Raw genomic sequence first — 23,706 nt, 5'->3', positions numbered from 1 at the left:
TTTGCTTAAGCGCCTTGGAAGAAAGGCTCAGGGGATTATCTTGAATCCTGAGTCAGCTTAGGTACAATGCGCGCATGCTTTCCGAATTCGATCTCATCAAGCGCTACTTTGCGCAGCACAGTATTCAAGACAGCCGCGTCGCCCTCGGCATAGGGGATGATTGCGCCCTGCTCAACCCCAGCCCCGGCATGCAGATGGCCATTTCCAGCGACATGCTGGTGTCTGGCCGTCACTTTTTCCCGAATGCTGACCCGTACAAGCTGGGCCATAAATGCCTGGCCGTGAACTTGTCTGACCTGGCTGCCATGGGCGCTGAGCCACTGGGTTTTACCCTGGCACTGTCACTTCCTGAAGCAAACCAGGATTGGCTGGCAGAATTTTCACGCGGCTTATTGGCATTAGCAGATGAGCATCATTGCCACCTGATAGGCGGTGACACCACCAAAGGCCCACTGAACATCTGCATCACAATTTTTGGTGAACTGCCACCCGGTACCGCCCTGCGTCGCGATGCCGCCAAAGTTGGTGACGACATCTGGGTATCCGGCACCTTGGGCGATGCTCGTCTGGCCCTAGCGGGCTACTGGAAAGAAATCGCACTCAGTGAATCTGATCACCAATTGGCTGCAACACGCATGCACCAACCCAGCCCGCGTATTGCACTGGGCATGGCATTGCGTGGCATTGCCCATGCGGCGCTGGATATTTCTGATGGTCTCGCTGGTGATCTGGGTCATATCCTGGAAAAATCACAAGTTGGTGCCAGCCTGTTTATCGACCAGTTGCCTGCTGGCCCAGTACTGAAAATGCAGCCACAAGAATTGCGCAGACAATTTACCCTGAATGGTGGCGATGATTATGAACTGTGCTTTACGGCTCCCGCCAGCAACAGAGAACAAGTCATCGCAGTTGCGGAAAAATCGCACACTGCTGTTACACGCATAGGCCAGATAGAAGCACATGCCGGTTTGCGCCTGGTTGATAACGATGGCAAGCCAGTGCATCTGCAATATAAATCCTTCGATCACTTCGTTAATCCATGAGCACTTTAGAACACGGCCAGACAGCCATCGTCACCAATCCTGGCTGGCGTTTCATGATGCGGCATCCAGCCCATATTCTGGCCCAAGGGTTTGGCAGCGGCTTGTCACCCATTATGCCCGGTACATCGGGCACCCTGTTTGCATGGTTGAGTTTTTATGTATTCTCTAGCCGTTGGCCCGACGTATTTACCACGATTAACTGGCTCATCATCATCGTCATTGGTTTTGGTGTCGGTGTCTGGGCCTGCCATGTCACCGGCAAAAACATGGGTATTGCCGATCATGGCAGCATGGTCTGGGACGAGATCATTGCCTTCTGGCTGGTATTGCTATTCATCGTACCTGCGGATTGGCAAACCCAGCTCTGGGCTTTTATCGGCTTCCGTTTTTTTGACATGGTCAAACCGCCACCGATAGGCTATTTTGACCGCCGCTTCAAAGGTGGCTTTGGTGTCATGTGGGATGATATTGTGGCGGCTTTCTTCTGCCTGCTGAGCTTCGCACTCTGGCGCAATTTCTAACAATAATGGCTGCAAATTGCAGCCATTATTCTTTATTCATTTAAATCTAAAACTACTCGTCCTTCACCCCATCTATCCCCAACTCCTGAATCTTGCGGGTGATGGTATTCCTGCCTATGCCCAGGCGTATTGCCGCATCATTCTTGCGGCCATGGGTATGACGCAATGCAGCCTTGATGACGACAGATTCAAAGCAACGACCCAGCTTGTCAATGACTTCTGACTGCCCTTCTGCCAGCATGGCTGTTGCTTCGGCCTCCAGCAAAGAAACCCAGCTTTCACCGCTCCGGTACACCGGCTTTTCCGGGTACGCGCTGCCATTGACCTGTGCCGGCTGGCCTGGCAGATGCTCACTACTCCTGCCATATGCTTCATTAACACTACTGCTAACTGGCGTCTGAACTGCACTTGCCGCATTTGTTGCAATCGGCACCAGATCTTGTGGCAGATCAGGCACTTCCACCGTCTGGCCCGGTGCCATGACGGTGATCCAGTTGCACAGATTTTCCAGTTGCCGAACATTACCTGGAAAATCCAGGCTGGACAAAAATTGCAATGCTGGCTCGGACATGCGCTTGACATCCACCCCCAGTTGCTTGGCACTCTGATTCAGGAAGTATTTAGTCAGTAGCGGGATATCTTCACGGCGCTCGCGCAAGCTGGGCAGACGCAGACGGATGACGTTCAGGCGGTGATACAAGTCTTCGCGGAACAGGCCATCTTTGACGCGGGTTTCCAAGTTTTGGTGAGTCGCTGCTATCACCCGCACATTCGCCTTCATGGGCTGGTGTCCACCAACGCGATAAAAATGGCCGTCTGACAAAACCCGCAACAAGCGTGTTTGCAAATCAAAAGGCATGTCGCCAATTTCATCCAGGAACAGCGTGCCACCCTCGGCCTGCTCAAAGCGACCACGGCGCGTGGTTTGTGCGCCAGTAAAGGCACCGCGCTCGTGACCAAATAATTCTGACTCCAGCAAATCCTTAGGGATCGCTGCAGTATTCAAAGCGATAAAAGGCTGTGAAGAACGTGGGCTGTGCTTATGCAAGGCACGCGCCACCAATTCCTTACCACTACCTGACTCACCTGTAATCAGTACCGTCACATTCGATTGCGACAACCTGCCTATGGCGCGAAATACGTCTTGCATGGCAGGTGCCTGACCAAGTATCTCAGGTGTCTCTGAAATGTTTTGCTCTACACTGGATTCACGCAGGCTTTCATCCATGGCGCGACGTATCAGCTCAACTGCCTTGTCCAGATCAAAAGGCTTGGCCAGGTATTCAAAAGCCCCACCCTGAAAAGCCGCCACTGCCGATTCAAGATCAGAAAACGCCGTCATGATAATCACAGGCAAACCGGGATATTTGGCTTTGACGGTTTGCAAGAGTTCAAGGCCGGATGCGCCGTGCATCCGTATATCAGACACCAGCACTTGCGGCGTATCGCTTTGCAAGGCATTCATCGCATCTCTTGCGTTGGTGAAGCTGCGGGTTGCCAGATTCTCTCTCGCCAGCGCCTTTTCCAGCACCCAGCGAATTGAATCGTCGTCGTCCACTATCCAGATTGGTTTCATATTGTCGTTTTGCAGTCTGTGTTAAGCATGTCGATAGAAGGAGCACTTTTGGTGCCGCCACTTTGCCACACCCTTATTTAAGGTAGTGGTATCAGTATCCGGAAATCCGTACATCCTGGCCGGCTCTCACATTCGATGACACCCATATGTTGTTCAACGAAAGTCTGTGCCAGCGTCAACCCCAAACCGCTACCGCCTTCCTTGCCTGATACCAGGGGGTAGAAAATACGATTGCGAATCTCAGGTGGGATGCCCGGACCGTTATCTATGATATGCAAGTCTAATGCCAGCCTGTAACGAACCTTGGCCAAGGTGATCTGGCGCACCACGCGCGACTTGAAAGTCAGCACGGCGTCACCCTGTTTGATTCTGTCATTCAGGGCTTGCGCCGCATTGTGGGCGATGTTCAGGACGGTTTGTATCAGTTGTTCTTTGTCACCACGAAATTCAGGTATCGATAAGTCATAGTCGCGCCCTATCGTCAGCCCCTGCGGGAATTCTGCGACTATCAGGCTGCGCACCCGCTCACACACTTCATGGATATTCACGTCACCAACGATATGTGGCAAACGATGCGGTGCCAACAGGCGATCCACCAGGGTCTGCAACCTGTCCGCTTCCTTGATGATGACCTGGGTATATTCACGCAATTCACGCAGGTGGCGCTCGGGCAATTCCAGCTCCAGCAGTTGCGCTGCCCCGCGTATGCCACCGAGAGGATTCTTGATTTCGTGCGCCAGATTGCGGATCAATTCTTTGTTGGCCTTGCTCTGGTCGAGCATGCGCTCTTCCCTGTCGAGCTTGAGTTGCTGCACGTTTTCACGCAGCTCTATCAGTACCGGCGTCTCGGGATTATCGAGTGCAGTGACTATGCTGTGCACATGCAAAGCATCCCGCCCCGCCCGCTCCAGCGTCAAGTCCTGGCGCTTGTCAGCGAACTGATGGGCAACTGCCTGATGGAAGACTGCAGTCAATTCCTGGCCGTTCAGGAACAGGTCGGTCAGCTTCAAATGCGTCAGTGATTTGAAGGATGAGTCGAGCAGGTTTTCAGCAGCAGCATTGGCAAATAAAATGCATCCTTCGGCATCCAGCACAATCACGGCTGAAGTCAGCAAGTCCAGGCCAGCAAATGAGGTAAGTGGAGTTTTCACAACTTGTCCATAAAAAAAGGCCGCACAGAGCGACCTTTACGCAAGCATCATGCCCGAACAGCATATTTGCCGTTCACACTGGCAACTTATTTTGCATTAGCAATTTCACGTTTCAGTGCTTCTATGTTTTTTTCGGTGCGGCTGATGTCTTCTTTCATCAAATTGGTGCGTTCCTGATATTTGGCGAAATTTCTTTCATCACCACGGCGCTCCGGCTCACCATTATTGTATTCCTTCTTGATGTTCGCCAGTTTTTGTTCTTCTGTCTTCAATTCATCCTGCAAAATCTGTTTGCGGTCAGAATCCCTTGCTTTTTGCGTGCTGTCATCTACTTTGGGGAAATCGCTGGGGCTACTGGCTGGCTTGCCCTGGGGCTTTTTGCCAGCAGCGGGTGCTGTCGGAGTGGGAATAACTGTAATGCCTTGCAAATCGACTTTCTTGCAACCTTTGACGGCACCAGTGTTCTTGTATTCTTTTTTGCCATTATCGTCGACGCACAGATACACCTCAGCCTGTGCATGCGCATAGGCTTGCACGCCAATAAAGAGAAGTAATCCTGACAAGAGTCGGTTCATAAATAAGCAATATTCATTGATAGACTGTAAGTGTATGTCATGCAGCCGTGCAACACAATTACGAACAAATTAGCATTTGTAACAAAAAAAGCGGGGTTGCCCCCGCTTTTTCGTGTTTTACCCTGATTACAGAGAGTAATTACAGAGAATAATACATGTCGAATTCAACTGGATGAGTTGTCATGCGGAAGCGTTGTACTTCTTGCATTTTCAAATCAATGTAGGCATCGATCATGCTGTCGCTGAATACACCGCCACGTGTCAGGAACTCGCGGTCTTTGTTCAGCGCGTCCAGTGCTTCTTCCAAAGATGCGCACACTGTAGGGATCAATGCATCTTCTTCTGGTGGCAAATGGTACAGATCTTTGCTGGCAGCTTCACCAGGATGGATCTTGTTCTGTACGCCGTCCAGACCCGCCATCATCAGTGCAGAAAAGCACAGGTATGGGTTAGCCAGTGGATCAGGGAAACGTGTTTCAATACGGCGGCCTTTTGGATTGGCAACATAAGGAATACGGATGGAAGCAGAACGGTTACGTGCAGAGTAAGCCAGTTTTACTGGAGCTTCATAGCCTGGAACCAGACGCTTGTATGAGTTGGTACCTGGGTTAGTAATCGCATTCAATGCTTTAGCATGCTTGATGATACCGCCGATGTAGTACAGGGCGAAATCAGACAAACCAGCATAGCCGTCGCCAGCAAACAGGTTTTTGCCATCTTTCCAGATGGATTGATGCACGTGCATGCCAGAACCGTTGTCGCCAACGATAGGTTTAGGCATGAAAGTCGCTGTCTTGCCATATGTATGGGCAACGTTCCAAACCACGTACTTCAGGTTTTGTGTCCAGTCAGCGCGTTCGACCAGAGTAGAGAACTTGGTGCCGATCTCATTTTGACCAGCGCCAGCCACTTCATGGTGATGCACTTCAACCGGGATACCCAGGGATTCCAGGATCAGGCACATTTCAGAACGCATGTCCTGGAAGCTGTCGACCGGAGGAACCGGGAAGTAACCGCCTTTAACCGTTGGACGGTGACCGGTATTGCCACCTTCCAGTTTTTCGCCTGTAGTCCAGGAAGCTTCGTCAGAATCAATCTTGACGAAACAGCCAGACATATCCACTTTCCAGCGCACGCTGTCAAAAATGAAAAATTCTGGTTCCGGGCCAAAGTAAGCTGTATCACCAATGCCTGAGGATTTCAAATAAGCTTCAGCACGTTTCGCGATGGAACGTGGGTCACGGTCGTAACCTTTGCCATCAGATGGCTCGATCACGTCACATTGCATGAACAATGTGGTTTCTTCAAAAAATGGATCAATGTTGGCAGTAGATGGATCAGGCATCAACAACATGTCGGATGCTTCAATGCCTTTCCAGCCAGCGATGGACGAGCCGTCGAATGCGTGGCCAGATTCGAATTTATCGATGTCGAACTGGGAAATTGGAACAGTTACGTGCTGTTCTTTGCCTCGGGTATCAGCAAAGCGAAAATCAACGAATTTGACTTCGTTATCTTTCGCCATTTTCAAGACTTCTGCGGCTGTCATTGCCATGTGAAACTCCTCTGAGAGCTAAAAATAAATTCGGAAATTGCTGAGTGTTGCACCTGCCAGTTTTGTGCAATATTGACCAACAAACAAACCTTGCATTATTGATCTTATTAATGACCTTATTAACATCGACATTAAGCTGGCGGCTCAACTCACCGGGGATAATAGCAGAAACCATGCCATCGTCCAGATCAGTCACATATAAATTCGAATTTTGTTAAATGCTTGTTTTTGTGGCGTTTTCTCTGCCAAAAACACAGTACCTTGGCATTATATAAACTCCATGCGCGCACCAAAATAACGCAAAACAATTTTAAATTACTATTTTGGTGCGTTTTTTAATTTTTAGAATCAATTTGCATTATTTTGGTGCGCGCAAAGTGTCGATTGCATCGCGCCTATTGAGTACATGCAATTGAAGCAATTAAGCTAAATACTCAATTGGCAATATTGACCAAAATCAACATTCTTTGGTATTTCTCTATATGCGACTCACTCTCATTTAGACTGTGATGGTATTTCAGGTGGCGATGCCCCCGCCTGCATCTTAAACAGTTATGGACCAGTGCACGGGCGTTCGCTCCCATACCCAAATCTCATTATGTCGCCTCACCCTTACCTGCGCAAACCCATGCTGTTTGCCCTGCTCACCTTCGCGCTGACAATATTGGCAAGCGCCGCCATCATCGTCAAACTGGACGAAGGTGCAAAGCAGGAAGAACGCCAGCTTGCTTACGATCTGGCACGCTCACAAGCGGTCAACCTGCAAAACAATATGTATAGCGCGTTATCAGCAAGCTATGCACTGGCTGCCATGGTTGCTGACAGCAATGGCCGGGTACGGCACTTTGGACGTTTTGCAGACAATATTCTGCAGTATCATCCGCAAATTGCCGCTTTGTATCTTGCTCCAGACGGCATCACCAGTGAAGTCGCACCAATAGAATGGCGCAATGACGGTCTGGGAATAGACCTGCTGGCCGATCCCATACGCAAAGCTGAGGCGCAACTCGCCAAGGACAGCCACCATCTGACACTTGCGGGGCCACTCCCCCTTACTAATGGCAGCACTGGCATCATAGCCCGCCTGCCCGTCTATCTTGAAGACCCCATCGACGCAAACAAAGCGCCTCAATTCTGGGGCCTGATCTCGGCTGCCATTGATCTGAAAACCCTGCTTGCCGACACCGGGTTGTCAAAACTAAACGAACGGGGTTATGACTATGAATTGTCGCGCGTTCATCCGGGTACACGGCTCAGGCAAGTTATAGAAAAGTCAGATGGATTTACAACAACAAATTACCTCCGCTATGCAATCAAATTGCCAAATGCAGAATGGACACTAGAGCTATCACCAAAAAACTCTGTCATCCAGAACAAACCACTACTACTTTACAACAGCGTAGGGCTTTTGTTCAGTTTCATGCTGGCCTGCCTGGTAAAACTCTTGCTTGATGCACGTGAGCAAAGAAAGAACCTGAAAAAAATCGTCAGCAAAAGAACTGCAGAATTGGCACAGCGCGAAACAGACTTGCGCCATGCCCAGATCATTTCAAAAACAGGCAACTGGAGCATAGGCAATAATGCAGAAGAGTGGCGCTATTCAGACGAGGCGCGCCGCATACTTGGTTATGCCAATGGCAGCAATATCGATTGCGCCGGCCTCATGCAACGCACCCATCCTGACGACATCCAGGCAGTCAAGATTTTTTGGAGCCAGGTACAAGCAGGCAAAGATGCAAGCATAGAGCACCGTATTATTCTCGAAGGTGAAGTGCGCTGGCTACATTCACAGTATGACGCACAGAGCGCCAGGCACATGGGCACGGTGCAAGACATCACCGAACGCAAACACATAGAAGAAGACTTGCGCATCGCTGCCATTGCCTTTGAAGCGCAAGAAGGTATGGTCATCACTGACGAGCGCCGCACTATCGTGCGCATCAACCAGGCCTTTACGCGCATCACAGGCTATAGCCGTGAAGAAGCGCTTGGCAAACAGACCAGCCTGCTCAAGTCGGGCCTGCATGGGGCCAGCTATTATGAAGAAATGGGCAAGCAGCTTGACGCCAATGCCTATTGGCAAGGCGAAATCTGGAACCGCCGGAAAAATGGCGAAGTCTATCCAGAATGGCTGACCATCACTGCAGTCAAAAACGCCAGCGGCAAAGTGGTTAACTATGTCGCCACCATGCTAGACATCACCCAAAGAAAAGCCACCGAAGCCAAACTTGAACACCTGGCCTACCATGATCCTTTAACCGGTCTGGCCAACCGCCGCCTGCTGATAGACCGGCTACAACACAGCCTCCTCGCAAAAAGCCGCAGCAATCTGTATGGCGCAGTGCTATTCCTTGACCTTGATAATTTCAAGACCATCAATGACAGCAGTGGCCACGGCAAGGGCGACATGCTCTTGCAAGTTGCCGCAAAACGTCTGGCCCACAGCATACGCAAGGGCGATACCCTGGCACGCTATGGCGGTGATGAATTTGTCTTGCTGCTCGAAGAACTGAGCGACAACGTCAGGGAAACCGCCATAGAAGTACAAATGATCGTCACCAAAATCCTGGCGGACCTGCGCGCCCCTTATGATTTAGAGCACAGTGAATATCACAGCAGCGCCAGCATAGGCATCACCCTGTTTGATAAACAAAGCACCTCAGCCGAAGAACTGCTCAAACAAGTTGAAGTCGCCATGTATGAAGCAAAATCCAGTGGCGGCAATAACTTCCGCTTCTTTGACAAAGACATGCTGGATATCGTCAACACCCGCGCAATATTAGAAGCAGACATGCGCCAGGGTCTGCAACAAGAACAATTCGTTTTATATTATCAGCCACAAGTCAGCAGCACCGGGCAAGTCACAGGCGCAGAAGCCCTGGTGCGCTGGCAGCATCCGCAAAAAGGTCTGGTTCCACCATCTGACTTTATCCCCTTGGCAGAAGAATCAGGTCTCATCCTCAGCCTTGGCGCATGGATATTAAAAACTGCCTGCGCCAAACTGGCGGAATGGCAAAACAACGATGACACAACAAACCGCACTCTGGCCGTCAATGTCAGTGCACGTCAATTCAGGCAAAACGACTTTGTCACACTAGTGCTCGACAACATCAGGCACTACCAGATCGACGCCAGCAAACTCAAACTCGAGCTGACAGAAAGCCTGCTCGTCGATAATGTAGAAGAAACCATAGACAAGATGAATCAACTCAAAGCCAGAGGTGTAGGCTTCTCACTCGATGACTTTGGCACCGGTTACTCATCCCTCTCCTATCTCAAGCGCCTGCCGCTGGACCAGCTCAAGATAGACCAGTCCTTTGTGCGCGACATCCTCAGCAACAACAATGATGCAGTCATCACCAGGACCATTATCGCCCTAGGCCAGAGCCTGGGCCTGGCTGTGATTGCCGAAGGCGTAGAGACCGCAGCCCAGCGCGACTTCCTGCAGCAGCAAGGCTGCCTTTCCTATCAGGGTTATCTGTACGGCAAACCCAGTGCCGATTTAATATAGGACTTACGCAAAACCGCCCCAGCTACGTTGCAGCTCCTGTATTTAGCAAATTCGGTACTAAAGTACTGTCTTCGTCGCCGCGGTGTAGTCGGGGTTTCAGACAACATGTTGACTGCCGACGTAACGAGCCTCCCTTGTAAGGGAGGCTTCCTAAAGCGGCAGCCTTGCTGGGACAATTTTGCGCAAGTCCTGATATAAACTAGCGGACACATCAGAAGTACTTTTTTTGCAATCGCTATTTTCAATAAGGGAACCACCATGTCCACAGAACTAACCCTGCAAACAGCACGCCAGCGCGGCCAGGAACAAGCCTTGCCATACGCAGGTGCAGTCACGCCAAAAGAAGCCTTTGCGCTGCTGCAAAATGACAGCAAAATATTACTCGTCGATGTACGCACCAATGCAGAACGCGACTGGGTAGGCAGAGTCAACATCAGCGAAGCCCAACACCTGGCCGTGCAATGGAGCCTCTATCCGGGCGGCACACCCAACCCCGACTTTCTCGCACAACTGCAAGCCAGCGTGCCCGACAAGGACAGCGTCATCCTCTTCCTCTGCCGCTCAGGCGTACGCTCACGCCACGGCGCCAAGCTGGCAACAGAGAACGGCTACGCCAATTGCTTTGACATCCTGCAAGGCTTTGAAGGCGACAAGGACGAACAAGGCCACAGAAAAACCGTAGGCGGCTGGTGCCAAAACGGCCTGCCATGGCTGGGTGCCTGACTTAACATTGACTTAGCGCATAGCAAGATTTACAAAAAACAAGAAAAAAGCTTCCATAATGAAGTTTGCTTTGCTAGAATAGCGGACTTCGCTGTTACGGCAAGTTTTAGCGAATGCAGGAGAGGTGGATGAGTGGTTTAAGTCACACGCCTGGAAAGCGTGCGTAGGTTTATCCCTACCGGGGGTTCGAATCCCCCCTTCTCCGCCATGAATATGAAAAGCCCTTGATGAATAATCAAGGGCTTTTTCTTTTTGTACAAAATTAATCTTTATCGACAAATAATATCCAGCTCAATTTACCTTGGGCAAGATTGTTTAGCTGATCAAGTCCAATTACCTTACACCTGCTTATATCGCATCATTATTTTTTGCGATCCCATACCCTAGATTAAAAGAATCTCCATAATTTCTATCTTCTGCGATTGCACAGTAGCTTATTGTCAGAATACCGATGAAGCCACTAATTTTTTCATATTAAATTTAACGCAAAATTGAGCGGCACGCTTGCGCGTCTGGCGGAACGAAGTGGCGCAAACTCGAATGTCATGTTAGAGCCTAATTCCATTTCAAAGACGCCAATATTTTCGCAAACGATAGCTTTGCGACCGGTCTGGGCGAATCAGATGAAAGCGAAACATGAACTTGGCCTTTACTGTTGCACGACAACGCAACGAAAGTTGAAACCACGACGGGAGAAGCTAGTTCTGAGCTGTATTCAGTCACACCGTTCTTTTTTTCGTTTTTCTTCACAGGAGAAAACTGCACATCTTTCTGTGGAAAGCCAGATATCAAATTGTTTGCTTCTTCGGAGCACGGTAAATTGCAGCGAGGGTACGATGAATTTTCTTTTGGAACATCGTTTTGACAATACTGAACAGATAAAAATGGTAACGGTGCTCTATCCACTACATTGCTGCCGAAGGCAAGAAAAATACTTGTCCTGTTGTCCTCTATTTCCCACTCATCAGGTACATCAATGGAGAATAATTTTGTTTTGACTGTTGTAGCACTTGCTGAAAAGGCTGTGCTTATCAGAATGAATAATGCACAAATGATGAATTTCATCGTAATGGGCCCTAACTAGATATATCCGCCACCGCACCGTGATGGGCGAATCGAACGAGTGTCGCATAACATTTCAAGAGAAACTCTCAAAACCCGCTTGCACCTTTGCTTTCAAGAAAATGTCCTGCTTTTTTAAGGCATAAAATAAATCGTGAAAAGCGTAATTGCAATTTGATTTCATTTCGCCAACAAAATTAATTAGATTGAAATGAAATTCGAAGGCCAACTTCTCTATCTGTATTGCCCTTATTCACATTTTATCTGCCTCCAATTATTGGAAGCCGGGTCGATGATTTTATTTCGCGCATTGCCAGGCTGGAGTGGATCATGCTGATCCCGGGGATGACGCGCAGGACATTCTCTACAAAATCGCTGTAAGCATCGAGGTTCTCTGCTACTACCTGTAGCAGGTAATCTGCCTCACCCGTCACCTTATGGCAGGACAAGACTTGTGGGTGAGTCAGGATCAATTCCTCGAAATGCTTGATAGATACATCGGTGACGATCGCAAAACTCACTTGGACAAAAGCCAGAACATCGAGGCCCAATTTGCGGCGATCCAGATTGGCCTGATAGCTGGTGATAAAGCCTTCCTGCTCCAAGCGCTTCAGCCTGCGCCAGCAGGGTGTCACGCTTAGCGAGACATGTTCTGCCAGCTTGGGATTGGATAGGGTGCCGTCCTGCTGCAAAAGACTCAGGATGGTTCGGTCTGTATCGTCCAGTTCCAGATACTGTTTTTTTCCATTCATTTTAAATTTCCCTTAGTCCTTTCGCTCAAATCATACTTGCCGTTAGCGTGGCAGACAAAGGTAATTCACTTAAACAAAGATAAATTGAGTCTATTAATCCTTTATTTCATCGATTTTTAGTCTGTTATTCTAATTATATGTCGCTCCACATGCTAATAAAGCACAGCAATTCCATCTACCGAGCGCGATAATAATTTCTACTTCCAACGCTCAGGCAAACCAACATGCTCACTATTTACAGCGATAAGCACCGTCTCCACCATGGCACCGAACTGAAAGATGGGATTTTAAAACCTTGTGTGGAAATGCCTGACCGTGCCGACACCGTGCTGGCGCGCGTGCGTAGTGTCGGCCTGGGTGAGATCATGGCGCCGCACGACTATGCATCGTCCTCGTATAGCACTGTGCACAGCACCCGCTATGTCAGTTTTCTTGAAAGTGCGTGGGCCAAATGGGTAGCCGCCGGACGCTCGCACGACGCTTTGCCGCTGATCTGGCCGGTGCGTGATTTGCGTAGCGATATCGAGCCTGATCATATTGACGGCAAACTGGGCTTTTATGCGATGGATGCTGGCGTGCCTATCACTGCGGGCACATGGGAAGCGGTGCGCACCAGCGCCAACCTCGCCTTGACGGGCATTGAGGAGATCGCAGGCGGCGCGTCCAGCGCTTTTGCCTTGTGTCGTCCTCCTGGACACCACGCTGCAACGGAATATATGGGTGGCTATTGTTATCTGAATAATGCCGCCATCGCTGCACAGGGATTTATCGCCAAAGGCGCTAAACGGGTCGCTGTGCTTGATGTGGATTACCACCACGGCAATGGTACTCAAAGTATCTTTTATGACCGTGACGACGTACTGTTTATTTCGCTGCATGGTGATCCGAAAAATTCTTACCCTTATTTTCTGGGGCATCGTGACGAACAGGGCCGGGGCGCTGGCATGGGCTTTAATCACAACTATCCGCTACCGCACGGCACCGCCTGGAGCACCTATAGTATTGCGCTGGCTGATGCCTGCAGCAAGCTCGCTGCCTATGCGCCGGATGCAATCGTGGTTTCGCTTGGCGTCGATACTTTCAAAGATGATCCTATCAGCCAGTTCAAGCTGGAAAACCACGACTACCTGCGCATGGGCGAAGCCATTGCGGGTATAGGGAAGCCCACTTTGTTTGTGATGGAAGGTGGCTATATGGTGGATGACATCGGCGTCAATGTGGTCAACGTATTGCTGGGGTTTGAAGGGCATCGCTGATTCCTTAGCCACCCAAACATAGTACGAAGCCTTTATGACTCAGCTACAATCCCACTAGCACCTGACCGGAAAATTTACTTATGTTCTGACTATCGTGAATGGTCAATTTGAGTATACATGCCGAGGATGACCCTGTGAATGCAAGCAGCAAATAAGTTAATGCATGATCTGGTTCAAGCCCGCTGCTGGCGATTTTTCAGGCCCTAGCTGCTGACACATATTCTTGACCATCAGCAATATTAGCTCTAGTATTTTCCACTGCACCAACAAAGCCAAGTATGCTCTGCTTCAAATAGCTTGAAGTGTTTGATACCAGGCTACCTGAAATACAGCAATACCCGCCGCAAGCCACACACAAATGGTGGCGTCCGAATACTCAAATCACTTCAACTACTATCACATGCTATGAAGCGGGTGATTTAATTCAAGGAGCCGAATGGACCACAGCATTTCTTTAATCACCACTGTCGCTGCCGCTTTTGCGGGGGCGCTTGTTCTTGGTTTTATTGCTGAGAAGATCAAGGTACCGGCCTTGGTCGGCTATTTGCTCGCGGGTATCGTGATTGGCCCTACCACGCCTGGCTTTGTGGCAGATGTGCATATTGCGTCGCAGCTGTCAGAGATAGGTGTGATGTTGCTGATGTTTGGGGTGGGCTTGCATTTCTCACCTGCTGATCTGTTGGCGGTGCGGCGGATTGCTATTCCAGGTGCGGTATTGCAAATGGGGATCACCACGGCTGTGGGTATGGCAATTGCGTCGTGGTGGACCTGGAGTGTGGGTGGTTCATTGATTTTTGGTTTGTCGCTGGCCTGCGCCAGTACGGTGGTGCTGCTGAAGTCACTGGAAGCACGTAATCTGCTTAACACCATGAATGGCCGCATTGCAGTTGGCTGGCTGGTGGTGCAGGATTTGGTGACTGTGCTGGTACTGGTTTTGCTGCCACCACTGGCGGGTGTGTTGGGGAGTACGACTGCGGTGGTCGAGAATGCTGCGCCGCTATGGATCACGATAGGTAAAACACTGCTGCAGGTATCCGCATTTATTGCACTGATGCTGGTGGTTGGTCGTCGTGCTTTGCCGTGGTTGTTGTGGCAGGTGGCGCGTACGGGTTCGCGCGAATTATTCACGCTGTCGGTGGTGGCGTCTGCGATTGGTATTGCTTATGGCGCTTCACTTGTATTTAGCGTGTCATTTGCACTGGGTGCCTTCTTTGCTGGTACGGTGATGCGTGAATCAGAGTTTAGCCATCGTGCGGCGGAAGAATCACTGCCTTTGCGAGATGCGTTTTCAGTTTTGTTTTTTGTGTCAGTGGGTATGGTATTTGACCCTGCCATTTTAATGGCGCAACCATTGCGTGTGCTGTGCGTGGTGGCAATCGTCATACTGGGTAATTTCTTTACCTCATCAGCGCTGGTGATCTTGCTGCGTTATCCGCTCAATACTGCGCTGGCTATAGGGGCAAGCCTGGGGCAGATTGGTGAGTTCTCCATCATCCTGGCTGGTTTGGGATTATCGCTGGGTTTGTTACCGCAAGACGGCATGAGTTTGATACTGGCGGGTGTGCTGATTTCCATAGGATTAAATTCTTTCCTGTTCACCCTGATCGGGCCTCTCAGGAAATGGGCCTTGTCCCATTCTGACCTGGCGAGGGAACTCGATCAAAGGCAAGACCCTTACGCTGAATTGCCAATGACGACAGAACGCAAATTCCTCGAAGGCCAGGTGGTTCTGGTGGGCTATGGCAGGGTTGGCCGCCGCATTGCACAGGCAATGGATGAACGCGGTATCCCTTATGTGGTGGCAGAACAGAATCGTGAAATAGTGGAAGACTTGCGCAAGAAAGGCATTGCTGCCGTCTCTGGCAATGCCGCTGACCCGGCAGTGCTGATACAAGCGCACATCACCAATGCCGCGATGCTGGTGGTGGCTACACCGGATACGCTGCATGTACGGCAGATGGCAAAAACTGCCCGCACCCTGAACCCGGGCATAGAAGTTCTGTTGCGCACGCATAGTGAAGATGAATCAATCATGCTGCGCAAAGAAGAAATAGGCGACGTATTCTATGGCGAAGAAGAATTGGCCAAGGGTATGGCCCTGCACATATCAAATCGTTTTAAACCTGGCGATGCCGATCAGACAATTGCGCACGCATAAATAGCTGAGTGATGAGCTATAGACTACGCATGAATAATGCTATGCCCTGCCCAATTAAACTGGTCTTGCTTGTCCGCAGGCACGACCAGGGCACGCACCTCTTGCATGAGTTGCACGAGCCTGGCTCGTTTGCGAGGCGTCTTTAAAGTAGCGGGCAGGCGGCTCAACCAGTGCCCATTGGGCCCGACTGATGCATTGCGCAATGCAGATAGTTGCCTGGATGTAGGCAGGGGTTTGGTCGACAGCACGGAAATGAAATGATCCAGTTGTGCAGGTGAACTGAAGACCAGATCAAATTGCTCAAACTCGACGTGCAGGATGAGATAGCCACGGTGCGGTATGCAAGGCGGCGCGGCTGGCTGCCAGCTATCTGGCTGGTTTGCTACGGGTATGTGTACCCAATAAGCCAGAGGTGCACTATACCAGTGTGCCGCAAAGCTGAAATGGAATGCAGGGGTCATATGGTGAAATTCATTTTAACAGATTGTACGATGCCTGGCCTTTTGAAACCAGCTTGGCCAAGTATCTGCGATGAGCCCAGGTTCAAGAAATTAACGCAACTTATCCTCAAAAAATTTCCAGGCATCTGCAGCCACTTGCTGATGCACGGCTGCACGGTCTAACCCTGCGGGATCTACACAAACCTGGCGTGCAGCCATTTTACCGAGCATAGTGCACTCAGCCAAAAAAGCATAATGAGTTACCGCAGGTAGCGTCAGCAGACTGCTGCCAGCAATATTTGCTGCATAGACCTGGGCATTAAATGCGGGAATAGCCTGGTCATCAGCAGCCCCAACCACAATCCTTACAGGTACTTTAATGGCTGCCATACTATCTTTTGTCACGACCCTGCCCATGACAGGTGCCATGGCATAGGCAGCCTTGATCCTGCTGTCGCTGTAGTCTGCGCCAGACCTGGCGATCTCAGTCTTGACGCGCAGATTTTCTTTAAGCAGTGTCTGTAATTCTTCCTGACTGAATTTGGCTTCTGGTGGCAATGTGCAATTTGGGTTACTTGCAAATTTGCCGCAAAATTCTTCCCACTGTGCATAACTGATCCGGCCTCCGACGCTGGCCAATGCGGTATAACCACCAATCGAAAAACCTGCCACGGCAATGCGCTGGGTATCAATACATGGGCCAATAGCGGGGTCTGCCAGCAACTTGTCTATGAGCACCGACACATCATGCGGCCTGTCCCACCAGACGACAAAGCCTTCCAGCCGGGTATTGTCTTCATAGCCGGTGTTGCCGTGGTGATTGACGGCGGCGACTATATAACCATGCGCGGCCAGGCTCTCGGCAAACCAGGCGATGGAAGCTGCCGAACCGCCAGTACCATGCGAGAGCAGGATCAACGGTAATTTTTTAGGCGCATTCAGCATGGGTGCATCGATCGAATTGCTGCCTGCCTTGAAGATGGCAACGTCCCAGTTTTTTTCTACCGTACCTGCCTGGGCCGGATACCAGATTGCTGTTGCCAGTGGGCGTGCTTTGTTGCCAGTCCAGGCCAGGCGGCTGACATCTTCATATTGCACCAGCTTCAGGCCTACAGGATAGGGTTTGTGCCCGGCCCCGGTGGCCATGACAGAGAGGCTGCTTGCAGCAAGTAAAATCAAGGATGTTATGCTGTAGGGAAGAAGTGACTTCATATACGTGAACTCCAAAAAATGGATGCAGAAATGCAGCGGCAACAATGTGCCGTTGAGCATACAAAGAATTGTCGCGACCTGACTCAGGTCATAAGGCTGCCTCAGAGAGGCATGTCAAAGGGGAATAACCGGAATGCAGATATCACAGTCAAAGATACCGGTTTCCGGGTCAAAACAGGCATCGGGTGAATAATATTCAAAGCAGGGTCTGGCGTCGATCTGATAGCCACTGGCGGGTAACCAGTCACGCAGGATGGCAGCCCAAGTTTCACCGATTTCAGTGCTTCTGCCTTCAAAGTGCAGTGAGGCATATTCTCCACCGGGTATGCTGGTCAGCAAGGCATTTCCGGGTACGGGGGCATTTTCTGGCAGCTCAACTGCTGCGTCATAACGGCAAAGTGCCGGATCAGTAATGCTGGGGTCATCATGGCTGATGCCATAGCGCGCCCGTGTGAACAGATTATGTGTTGCCATCCACGGTGACACAACCTCTGCCCAGAACCGGCCTACCTCTGCACCGTAAGGCCCTATGTGGCGCAGGTAAGCGATGTTAACTGGTTCTCTGTGTATTAATTTGACGTCCATGCTGGCCACCTGTTTTAAACTGGAAGAGACTCCATTATGAAAGGACGCATAAGACTGGACCTGATCATTATTGCTTACCGCTTGATTATTCTTGCTATTTGCGCGCTGCAAGTCAATTTGATATTGACGCCACGCGGCTGGCGTATAAGCAAAACGATCTTTAAAGGCACGAGTAAATGCTTCGGCTGAACCAAAGCCTACCGACAAGGCAATCTCCAGCACTGGTGTACCAGCTTGTGCAAACAGGCGAAATGCCGCGACTTCCAGGCGTCGGCGACGCACGTAATCACCCAGACGCTCCCCCATCCAGGCGGCAAACAATCGATGAAAGTGATAGGGTGAAAAATACGCAACCCCGGCCAGCACCTCGAGATCAAGTGGCTGATCGAGATGGCGGTCTATATGTTCCAGCACCCTGTGCATGCGCGCCTGGTAATGTGACTGATGCTGGGATGCCTGTGCATTTTTCCCCGACGGAAGCTGGCTCAAGTTTATACTCCCGCCCCGACTTCCCATTCCATATATTTGGCCGATGGTTCAAAACCTTCAGAAGCATATAAAGCCTGGCCATCTTCAGTGGCGTGCAGCCAGATTGTTGCAAAGCCCTGTTCACGGGCATACTGCATGGCCTGCTGCAAAATCTTTCTGGCCAGGCCCTGCTTGCGATACTCAGCCATGGTGTACATATTGAGCAGATAGGCATCCTTGCCTGCCGCGTTACCCGGATAAGGTGGGCGGATGAAGATGGCGAGTGAGCCGCAGGCGACGAGATGCCCATCTGCCTCGGCTACCCAGGTTTTGCAAGCCCCGCTTTGCAAAGCATCGCTGAAGTAGGTGCGCGTTGACTGCAGCAGATCCTCATCAACACCTTTGCCATTATTGAAATCAACCAGTTTGTCAAACAGACGCATGCGCAGTTGCAAGACTCCGTCAAGATCATCAGGCCCTGCTTCACGAATTACGATAGTCATCAATACTGCTCCCTAATAATGCAGAGTTATGGAATGCAGGCTTTTACCATGCCTGCTCAAATGACTATTTTAAAACATCTGTGTGGGGCTCACTTAAGTATGTACCTACCACTAGGTTGAACGCCGCAAAGTGATTGCCTTTTCAGGGCAAGCCGTCACGCATAAACCGCAGGCGCGGCAGGCATCGGCATTTGGTGTATAAGCTACCTTCATGCCATGCACCTTTTGCTTGAGTTGTGCCAGAAAACCCAGCTGTTTATAGTCTTCGCTGGCAATGCGGCGAATTTCAAAAACGTTTTCCGGACAAACTGGCACGCAATCAGCCTTGCCTTCACATTTGCTGAAATTGACAATGGGGATGATTACGCCGGGCTCCTGTTTGCAGGCAGCTTCATTCACCGCCCGCATTTCAGACTTGCTCCGGCTTGTTGTCGTGTGCATTTTCTGGTCTATGGTATTCGTTGTGGTCTTGCTTATTGTCTTGCTTGTGGTCTTGCTTATTCCTGCAAGCCTGAGCATAGGCTTCATCCCTGTGCCTTCTGCGGCCAAACATGCCATGCTGGAATTTTTCCCTTTCTTCAGGCGTCAGTTTTTCCCAGCGACGATGCCAGTGGTGTTCGCCATGTTTATGCCAGCCACCATGTCCACGCATGCCGCCAAACAGGATTTTACTGAGCACCAGCAAACCCAGTGCCTGTAAAAAATCTATGCTGCGTGCGCCTGCAAACAAAACTGGCATGAGCCAGTTCCACAGCATCATGACTACCCAGCTCAGGGCGCTGATACCAGCCACCACCACAATCATGATTTTCAATACTCTAAATCTCATTAACATATCAAACTCCTGTCTTAATTAAATTCTTCCAATACGTCTTGCAAGCGCATGCGCAGGTGCAAGACAGCGTAGCGCTTGCGCGCCAGCAAAGTGTTTACGCCCAAACCAGTAGCGGCGGACATTTCTTTAAAACTCAGGCCTTCGATTTCATGGCCTATGAAGGCATCGCGCTGCTCTTCCGGCAATTCATCCAGTGCTTCATATAACTCTGCCAGCATGACATTGCGTGCATAGGCGGCTTCTGGCCCCTCATCGCCGGACGGCAAAACTTGATCCAGCCATGCTTCGTCTTCACTGCCCTCCTCCAGATCAGGCAGGGCAACTTCCTTTTTCTTGCGGAAGCGGTCAATGATACGGTTACGCGCCACTCTGAACAGCCATGCGCCAACCTGCTCTATAGGTTCAGGCAGACGATAGGCTTCGACCAGTTCATAGAACACATCTTGCAAGATGTCCTCAGCCTCGCTGGCATCTGCGACGCGCTTGCGTATGAAACTACCCAGCCGCCCGCGTTCGCGCCTGACCGTTTCAGTGATGTCATTGTTCTGATCAGCCATCAGCTCAGGTGGGTTATGTGTCGTCTCCATACCTGTGTAGACGCACAATAATGGCGAATATTGCAGATACCGGAAAAATAATTGGCAGACGTTACCATATCAGTTCGTCAAATAAAGAACCAATATTGCCATAAAATCATCTTTTATCAGGCTTAACTTATAGAAAAGACATTCAAGCTGACAATTTGGTGCATGCTATTGGAAACTGAAGTAATGGCCAAACCAGGCGGCAATCTGGTCACAGCACCTTTTTTGCGTTCTCAGCACTCAATTGCGGGGCAACCAGAGGGATGATCAAAATGAAACGCGTCCCTTCATTTGGCTTGCTCTCCAGTTGTATTTCACCACCCAACACACCGGTCACCAGGTTATAGGCGATATTCATACCCAGGCCTGATCCGCCCTGCCCCAATTTGGTCGTAAAAAAGGGATCAAATACGCGTTTTTGTATTTGCTCTGTCATGCCTATGCCATTGTCGGCAAAAATGATTTTCACCTGTTGACCGGGCAGCAGTTGGGTAGTTAGGTGCATATTGCCGGTGTCACGATGTTCAAATGCATGCGTCAGCGCATTGGTCATGAAATTGGTGATAATTTGCCCAAGAGGTCCAGGGTAACTGTCCATGACAATACCTGATTCCAGCATGGTCGCCAGGTGGTAAGGCGTGTTCTTATACATGGGCGCCAAAGTGACGATGAGTTCATCCAGTGCCACCTGCAAATCAAATTGCCGCCTTTGGCTGCTGGACTGATCGACAGCAACTTGCTTGAAGCTGCGTATCAGTTCACGCGCCATGCCCAGTGTACGCATGAGCAAGGCGGTTCCCGTCGTCGCATTGTCCAGATATTGATCAAGTACTGAACGCCTTAGCCGCCCTTCACTGATATCGCGCACCAGGTCTCTGGTCTTGTCCTGCAATGTACTGGCAACGGTCACGCTATTGCCTATGGGGGTATTCAGCTCATGTGCCACGCCTGCCACCAGCGAACCCAGGGCAGCCATTTTTTCTGAACGCACCAATTCATCCTGAGTGTGTCGCAATGACTCCATTGCAGCAGCAAGCTCGGCATTGGCCTGCTGCAAATTAAGCGTACGCAATCTCACACGTTCTTCAAGCTGCGTCGTCATTTCACGAATTTCCTGCTCTATCTGCACCTGCCTGGTCACGTTAAGCAAAGAGAAAATACACATGGACTTGCCATGCATCTTGATCAACCTGGCCGACAACAGGAAAATCATCTCCTGCCCAGCCTGATCCTTGATGCGGACATCGAGCTGATCTACTTTCTTGTCGCGTCCCAGGTCTTCATTAAATTTTGACCGTACTTCAGCTTGCTGGATAAAGCCCATTTCCAAAGTAGTCCGGCCCACGATGTCCTGCCTTTGGTAGCCTAACTCCTTGAGCCAGACATCATTGACTTCGACTATACAATCGGTTTGCACATCCACCAAACCCAGGGGAATCGGCGATAACTGAAAGAGCGTAGAATATTTTTGCTCATTCTCGCGCAGCAGAGATTCAACCTGGAGGCGTGCAGCCTCTGCGCTCAGCTCCTGATCGATATTGCGCGATGAGAGTAGCAGATAAGTCTCATTCCCAGCCTCAAATTTCGAGCCTGAAACGCGGCAATTGCTGATGAAACCCCGCTTGTGGCGAAATGCGATCTGCATATTCCTGACTTCGCCATGCAAGCGTATTTGATTGATCAGTTCATCTCTTTGCCCCGGTTGGTCCCACAGATGTATTTCATTCGATGTATGCCCAAGAACTTCTTCGCGGGTGTAACCAGACATGGGTTCCCAGTTGCGATTGACATCAACATATTCACCTGTCGCCATCCGGGTGATCGTCAGAGTATCGGGCACCAGTTGAAACACTGTTGACAGCAATTTCTCTCGCTCCTGCAATTCGCGCTCTGCCTGCTCCTGCAATTGTTCCACCTTGCGCAGGGCTGAAATATCTTGCAAGGCATAGGCAATATAAGGTTCACCACCAACATCAAAACGCGTACCCGAGATCAGTACATGGTAAGGATGCCCCAGTTTATGTCGGTACATACCTTCAAAATTGTTGATTTCGCCGTCACGCCTTAAAGCGGCCAACATCTCAGCTCGGCGGCTGACATCCATCCATAGATTTAATTCCAGTGAATAGCGTCCTAAAGTTTCATCTCTGGAGTACCCAGTGATTGTTTCCCAATGACGATTCACGTCCAGGTAACGACCATCTTTTTCGCGGCAGATAGCCAGCACATCAGGCACCATCTGGAAAACTTTTTCAAACAGGGTCTCTCGGTCTTTGGAAAGACGCTCTATGTTTTTGCGCTCCTCCATCTCTTGCTTCAAATTGTCATTGATGCGTTCGACATCGTCTTGCTGACGCAATAAGGCAGCCACCAAAAAAAACATGCCGATAGCCAGATCCAGCAAGGCGGCTGCTTCCAGTCCAAGCGCTGCATACTCAGGGTGCTGATGCAAAATTGATGAGACAATCAGGTACAGGCCTTTGATGAAAATCAGTACGCCCAGCAGAATAAAACCAAATATATGTTTTTCGCTGCGTGCGCGCCAAAAAGTCATGGCGGCTGCCAGCATGACCAGGCCAGAGGCCAGGTAAACCGGCAGCATGCGCCAAAGAGGAATAACTGCTGTCAGGAAGGCCATCAGTAACCACAGAACGGCAACTGCAAAGCTCAGCATGACAGGCATGACGAAAACCGTGACGCCGTGGAAAATGCGCGTTCCCGCCCACAAGTAACAGATATAGCCAGACAAAAATACATCAGCAACCAGATTGAAAACCGGCATCTGCGCATTGCCCAGGAAATAGCACAACTGCTGCACGACCAGGCATGCATAGGCCAGAGCCCAACATCTGGTTGCCCTGGCATGCACATGTAAATGCTGGACATAAAACAGTATCAGCATGGTCAGAAATGAAGTGACCAGTGACGTTAAGATGGCTACGGGGAGATAAATGGAAGGCATAAGTAGACTATCCAGACAGCCTTTGCAAAAACACTTCGAACCCCATAGCCATTCTCGATTCAGGTGTGCTGCTTTTTGACGATTTGAATAATGAATTAAATCTATACAATCAAGCTGAATTTGCCTGATGTTGCGCTATATTTGACTCTGATATCAGCGAATTTAATTTTATGAATTAAATAGTAGCACTGAAAATCAGCACAGTTGGCGACGAATATCAATTTATGTTACAGG

20 protein-coding genes and 1 tRNA gene are annotated in these 23,706 nt (G+C 50.1%); 7 read left to right on the top strand and 14 right to left on the bottom strand.

The features are described from left to right. Window positions 1-74: 74 nt before the first annotated feature. Window positions 75-1,043 carry a thiamine-phosphate kinase gene (thiL, locus tag AC07OI_RS29075; protein ID WP_495259570.1) on the top strand — a complete coding sequence of 323 codons (969 nt, stop codon included), beginning with the start codon at window positions 75-77 and terminating at the stop codon, window positions 1,041-1,043. Beyond that, entirely contained in the window at window positions 1,040-1,564 is a 525-nt protein-coding gene (locus AC07OI_RS29070; protein ID WP_495259569.1) for a phosphatidylglycerophosphatase A family protein, read from the top strand. The genes thiL and AC07OI_RS29070 overlap by 4 nt, the downstream gene beginning before the upstream one ends. A gap of 52 nt (window positions 1,565-1,616) precedes the next feature. On the opposite strand, the gene ntrC is transcribed toward AC07OI_RS29070, so the two are convergent. From ntrC to glnA, 4 genes are all read right to left on the bottom strand, one after another. Next, the gene (ntrC, locus tag AC07OI_RS29065; protein WP_495259568.1) at window positions 1,617-3,140 is read right to left on the bottom strand and encodes a nitrogen regulation protein NR(I); all 1,524 of its coding nucleotides are present in this window, start codon (window positions 3,138-3,140) and stop codon (window positions 1,617-1,619) included. A 77-nt stretch (window positions 3,141-3,217) separates the two neighbouring features. After that, window positions 3,218-4,291 carry a nitrogen regulation protein NR(II) gene (gene glnL / locus AC07OI_RS29060; RefSeq protein ID WP_492709400.1) on the bottom strand — a complete coding sequence of 358 codons (1,074 nt, stop codon included), beginning with the start codon at window positions 4,289-4,291 and terminating at the stop codon, window positions 3,218-3,220. Window positions 4,292-4,377: 86 nt separating this feature from the next. Continuing rightward, window positions 4,378-4,854: a DUF4124 domain-containing protein gene (locus AC07OI_RS29055; protein WP_492709399.1), complete on the bottom strand. Its 477-nt coding sequence runs from the start codon at window positions 4,852-4,854 to the stop codon at window positions 4,378-4,380. Window positions 4,855-5,005: 151 nt separating this feature from the next. Beyond that, window positions 5,006-6,421: a type I glutamate--ammonia ligase gene (gene glnA, locus AC07OI_RS29050; RefSeq protein WP_422952306.1), complete on the bottom strand. Its 1,416-nt coding sequence runs from the start codon at window positions 6,419-6,421 to the stop codon at window positions 5,006-5,008. Window positions 6,422-7,019: 598 nt separating this feature from the next. Between glnA and AC07OI_RS29045 the strand changes: the two genes are divergently transcribed. The 3 genes from AC07OI_RS29045 to AC07OI_RS29035 all read left to right on the top strand — a co-directional run bounded on the left by AC07OI_RS29045 (window position 7,020) and on the right by AC07OI_RS29035 (window position 10,863). Continuing rightward, on the top strand, window positions 7,020-9,932 hold the full coding sequence (locus tag AC07OI_RS29045; protein ID WP_495259567.1) for an EAL domain-containing protein: 2,913 nt from the start codon (window positions 7,020-7,022) through the stop codon (window positions 9,930-9,932). 258 nt (window positions 9,933-10,190) lie between these two features. Then, window positions 10,191-10,655 carry a rhodanese-like domain-containing protein gene (locus AC07OI_RS29040; RefSeq protein ID WP_495259566.1) on the top strand — a complete coding sequence of 155 codons (465 nt, stop codon included), beginning with the start codon at window positions 10,191-10,193 and terminating at the stop codon, window positions 10,653-10,655. A gap of 118 nt (window positions 10,656-10,773) precedes the next feature. Further along, window positions 10,774-10,863: transfer RNA gene (locus tag AC07OI_RS29035), tRNA-Ser, on the top strand. Between the two features lie 347 nt (window positions 10,864-11,210). On the opposite strand, the gene AC07OI_RS29030 is transcribed toward AC07OI_RS29035, so the two are convergent. Both AC07OI_RS29030 and AC07OI_RS29025 read right to left on the bottom strand, forming a co-directional pair. Next, the gene (locus AC07OI_RS29030) at window positions 11,211-11,720 is read right to left on the bottom strand and encodes a hypothetical protein (RefSeq protein WP_495259565.1); all 510 of its coding nucleotides are present in this window, start codon (window positions 11,718-11,720) and stop codon (window positions 11,211-11,213) included. A gap of 257 nt (window positions 11,721-11,977) precedes the next feature. Continuing rightward, window positions 11,978-12,469, bottom strand: coding sequence for an Lrp/AsnC family transcriptional regulator (locus AC07OI_RS29025; RefSeq protein WP_495259564.1), 492 nt, complete (start codon window positions 12,467-12,469; stop codon window positions 11,978-11,980). Window positions 12,470-12,693: 224 nt separating this feature from the next. On the opposite strand from AC07OI_RS29025, the gene AC07OI_RS29020 reads away from it, so the two are divergent. Together AC07OI_RS29020 and AC07OI_RS29015 are read left to right on the top strand one after the other, a co-directional pair. After that, window positions 12,694-13,725, top strand: coding sequence for a histone deacetylase family protein (locus AC07OI_RS29020; protein WP_495259563.1), 1,032 nt, complete (start codon window positions 12,694-12,696; stop codon window positions 13,723-13,725). Between the two features lie 436 nt (window positions 13,726-14,161). After that, window positions 14,162-15,883, top strand: coding sequence for a cation:proton antiporter (locus tag AC07OI_RS29015; protein ID WP_495259562.1), 1,722 nt, complete (start codon window positions 14,162-14,164; stop codon window positions 15,881-15,883). A gap of 23 nt (window positions 15,884-15,906) precedes the next feature. Here AC07OI_RS29015 and AC07OI_RS29010 read toward each other — a convergent pair whose 3' ends face one another. From AC07OI_RS29010 to AC07OI_RS28975, 8 genes are all read right to left on the bottom strand, one after another. Further along, complete coding sequence (locus AC07OI_RS29010; protein ID WP_495259561.1) at window positions 15,907-16,344, bottom strand: hypothetical protein; 438 nt, start codon at window positions 16,342-16,344, stop codon at window positions 15,907-15,909. Between the two features lie 90 nt (window positions 16,345-16,434). Beyond that, on the bottom strand, window positions 16,435-17,535 hold the full coding sequence (locus AC07OI_RS29005) for an alpha/beta hydrolase family protein (protein ID WP_495259560.1): 1,101 nt from the start codon (window positions 17,533-17,535) through the stop codon (window positions 16,435-16,437). Window positions 17,536-17,649: 114 nt separating this feature from the next. After that, window positions 17,650-18,609 carry an AraC family transcriptional regulator gene (locus AC07OI_RS29000; protein ID WP_495259559.1) on the bottom strand — a complete coding sequence of 320 codons (960 nt, stop codon included), beginning with the start codon at window positions 18,607-18,609 and terminating at the stop codon, window positions 17,650-17,652. A gap of 2 nt (window positions 18,610-18,611) precedes the next feature. Continuing rightward, the gene (locus tag AC07OI_RS28995; protein ID WP_492709372.1) at window positions 18,612-19,091 is read right to left on the bottom strand and encodes a GNAT family N-acetyltransferase; all 480 of its coding nucleotides are present in this window, start codon (window positions 19,089-19,091) and stop codon (window positions 18,612-18,614) included. Between the two features lie 111 nt (window positions 19,092-19,202). Then, entirely contained in the window at window positions 19,203-19,499 is a 297-nt protein-coding gene (locus AC07OI_RS28990) for a 4Fe-4S dicluster domain-containing protein (RefSeq protein ID WP_492709422.1), read from the bottom strand. Between the two features lies 1 nt (window position 19,500). Further along, window positions 19,501-19,926 carry a hypothetical protein gene (locus tag AC07OI_RS28985; RefSeq protein WP_495259558.1) on the bottom strand — a complete coding sequence of 142 codons (426 nt, stop codon included), beginning with the start codon at window positions 19,924-19,926 and terminating at the stop codon, window positions 19,501-19,503. Window positions 19,927-19,940: 14 nt separating this feature from the next. Then, window positions 19,941-20,483 (bottom strand): RNA polymerase sigma factor, encoded by a 543-nt coding sequence (locus AC07OI_RS28980; protein ID WP_495259557.1) that lies wholly within the window; start codon window positions 20,481-20,483, stop codon window positions 19,941-19,943. Between the two features lie 238 nt (window positions 20,484-20,721). Beyond that, window positions 20,722-23,472, bottom strand: a complete 2,751-nt coding sequence (locus tag AC07OI_RS28975; RefSeq protein WP_495259556.1) for a PAS domain S-box protein — start codon at window positions 23,470-23,472, stop codon at window positions 20,722-20,724. Window positions 23,473-23,706 lie beyond the last annotated feature (234 nt).

Source organism: Undibacterium sp. GW821-FHT07F11 (assembly GCF_059418665.1).
The sequence above is the reverse complement of the archived record's forward strand: the minus strand, read 5'-3'. Positions and strand labels throughout refer to the sequence as shown.

Coding starts and splice junctions, on each gene's coding strand:
- thiL (WP_495259570.1), top strand. CDS start 75: ATGCTTTCCGAATTCGATCTCATCAAGCGCTACTTTGCGCAGCACAGT.
- AC07OI_RS29070 (WP_495259569.1), top strand. CDS start 1,040: ATGAGCACTTTAGAACACGGCCAGACAGCCATCGTCACCAATCCTGGC.
- ntrC (WP_495259568.1), bottom strand. CDS start 3,140: ATGAAACCAATCTGGATAGTGGACGACGACGATTCAATTCGCTGGGTG.
- glnA (WP_422952306.1), bottom strand. CDS start 6,421: ATGGCAATGACAGCCGCAGAAGTCTTGAAAATGGCGAAAGATAACGAA.
- AC07OI_RS29045 (WP_495259567.1), top strand. CDS start 7,020: ATGTCGCCTCACCCTTACCTGCGCAAACCCATGCTGTTTGCCCTGCTC.
- AC07OI_RS29040 (WP_495259566.1), top strand. CDS start 10,191: ATGTCCACAGAACTAACCCTGCAAACAGCACGCCAGCGCGGCCAGGAA.
- AC07OI_RS29030 (WP_495259565.1), bottom strand. CDS start 11,720: ATGAAATTCATCATTTGTGCATTATTCATTCTGATAAGCACAGCCTTT.
- AC07OI_RS29025 (WP_495259564.1), bottom strand. CDS start 12,469: ATGAATGGAAAAAAACAGTATCTGGAACTGGACGATACAGACCGAACC.
- AC07OI_RS29020 (WP_495259563.1), top strand. CDS start 12,694: ATGCTCACTATTTACAGCGATAAGCACCGTCTCCACCATGGCACCGAA.
- AC07OI_RS29015 (WP_495259562.1), top strand. CDS start 14,162: ATGGACCACAGCATTTCTTTAATCACCACTGTCGCTGCCGCTTTTGCG.
- AC07OI_RS29010 (WP_495259561.1), bottom strand. CDS start 16,344: ATGACCCCTGCATTCCATTTCAGCTTTGCGGCACACTGGTATAGTGCA.
- AC07OI_RS29005 (WP_495259560.1), bottom strand. CDS start 17,535: ATGAAGTCACTTCTTCCCTACAGCATAACATCCTTGATTTTACTTGCT.
- AC07OI_RS28995 (WP_492709372.1), bottom strand. CDS start 19,091: ATGACTATCGTAATTCGTGAAGCAGGGCCTGATGATCTTGACGGAGTC.
- AC07OI_RS28990 (WP_492709422.1), bottom strand. CDS start 19,499: ATGCGGGCGGTGAATGAAGCTGCCTGCAAACAGGAGCCCGGCGTAATC.
- AC07OI_RS28985 (WP_495259558.1), bottom strand. CDS start 19,926: ATGTTAATGAGATTTAGAGTATTGAAAATCATGATTGTGGTGGTGGCT.
- AC07OI_RS28980 (WP_495259557.1), bottom strand. CDS start 20,483: ATGGCTGATCAGAACAATGACATCACTGAAACGGTCAGGCGCGAACGC.
- AC07OI_RS28975 (WP_495259556.1), bottom strand. CDS start 23,472: ATGCCTTCCATTTATCTCCCCGTAGCCATCTTAACGTCACTGGTCACT.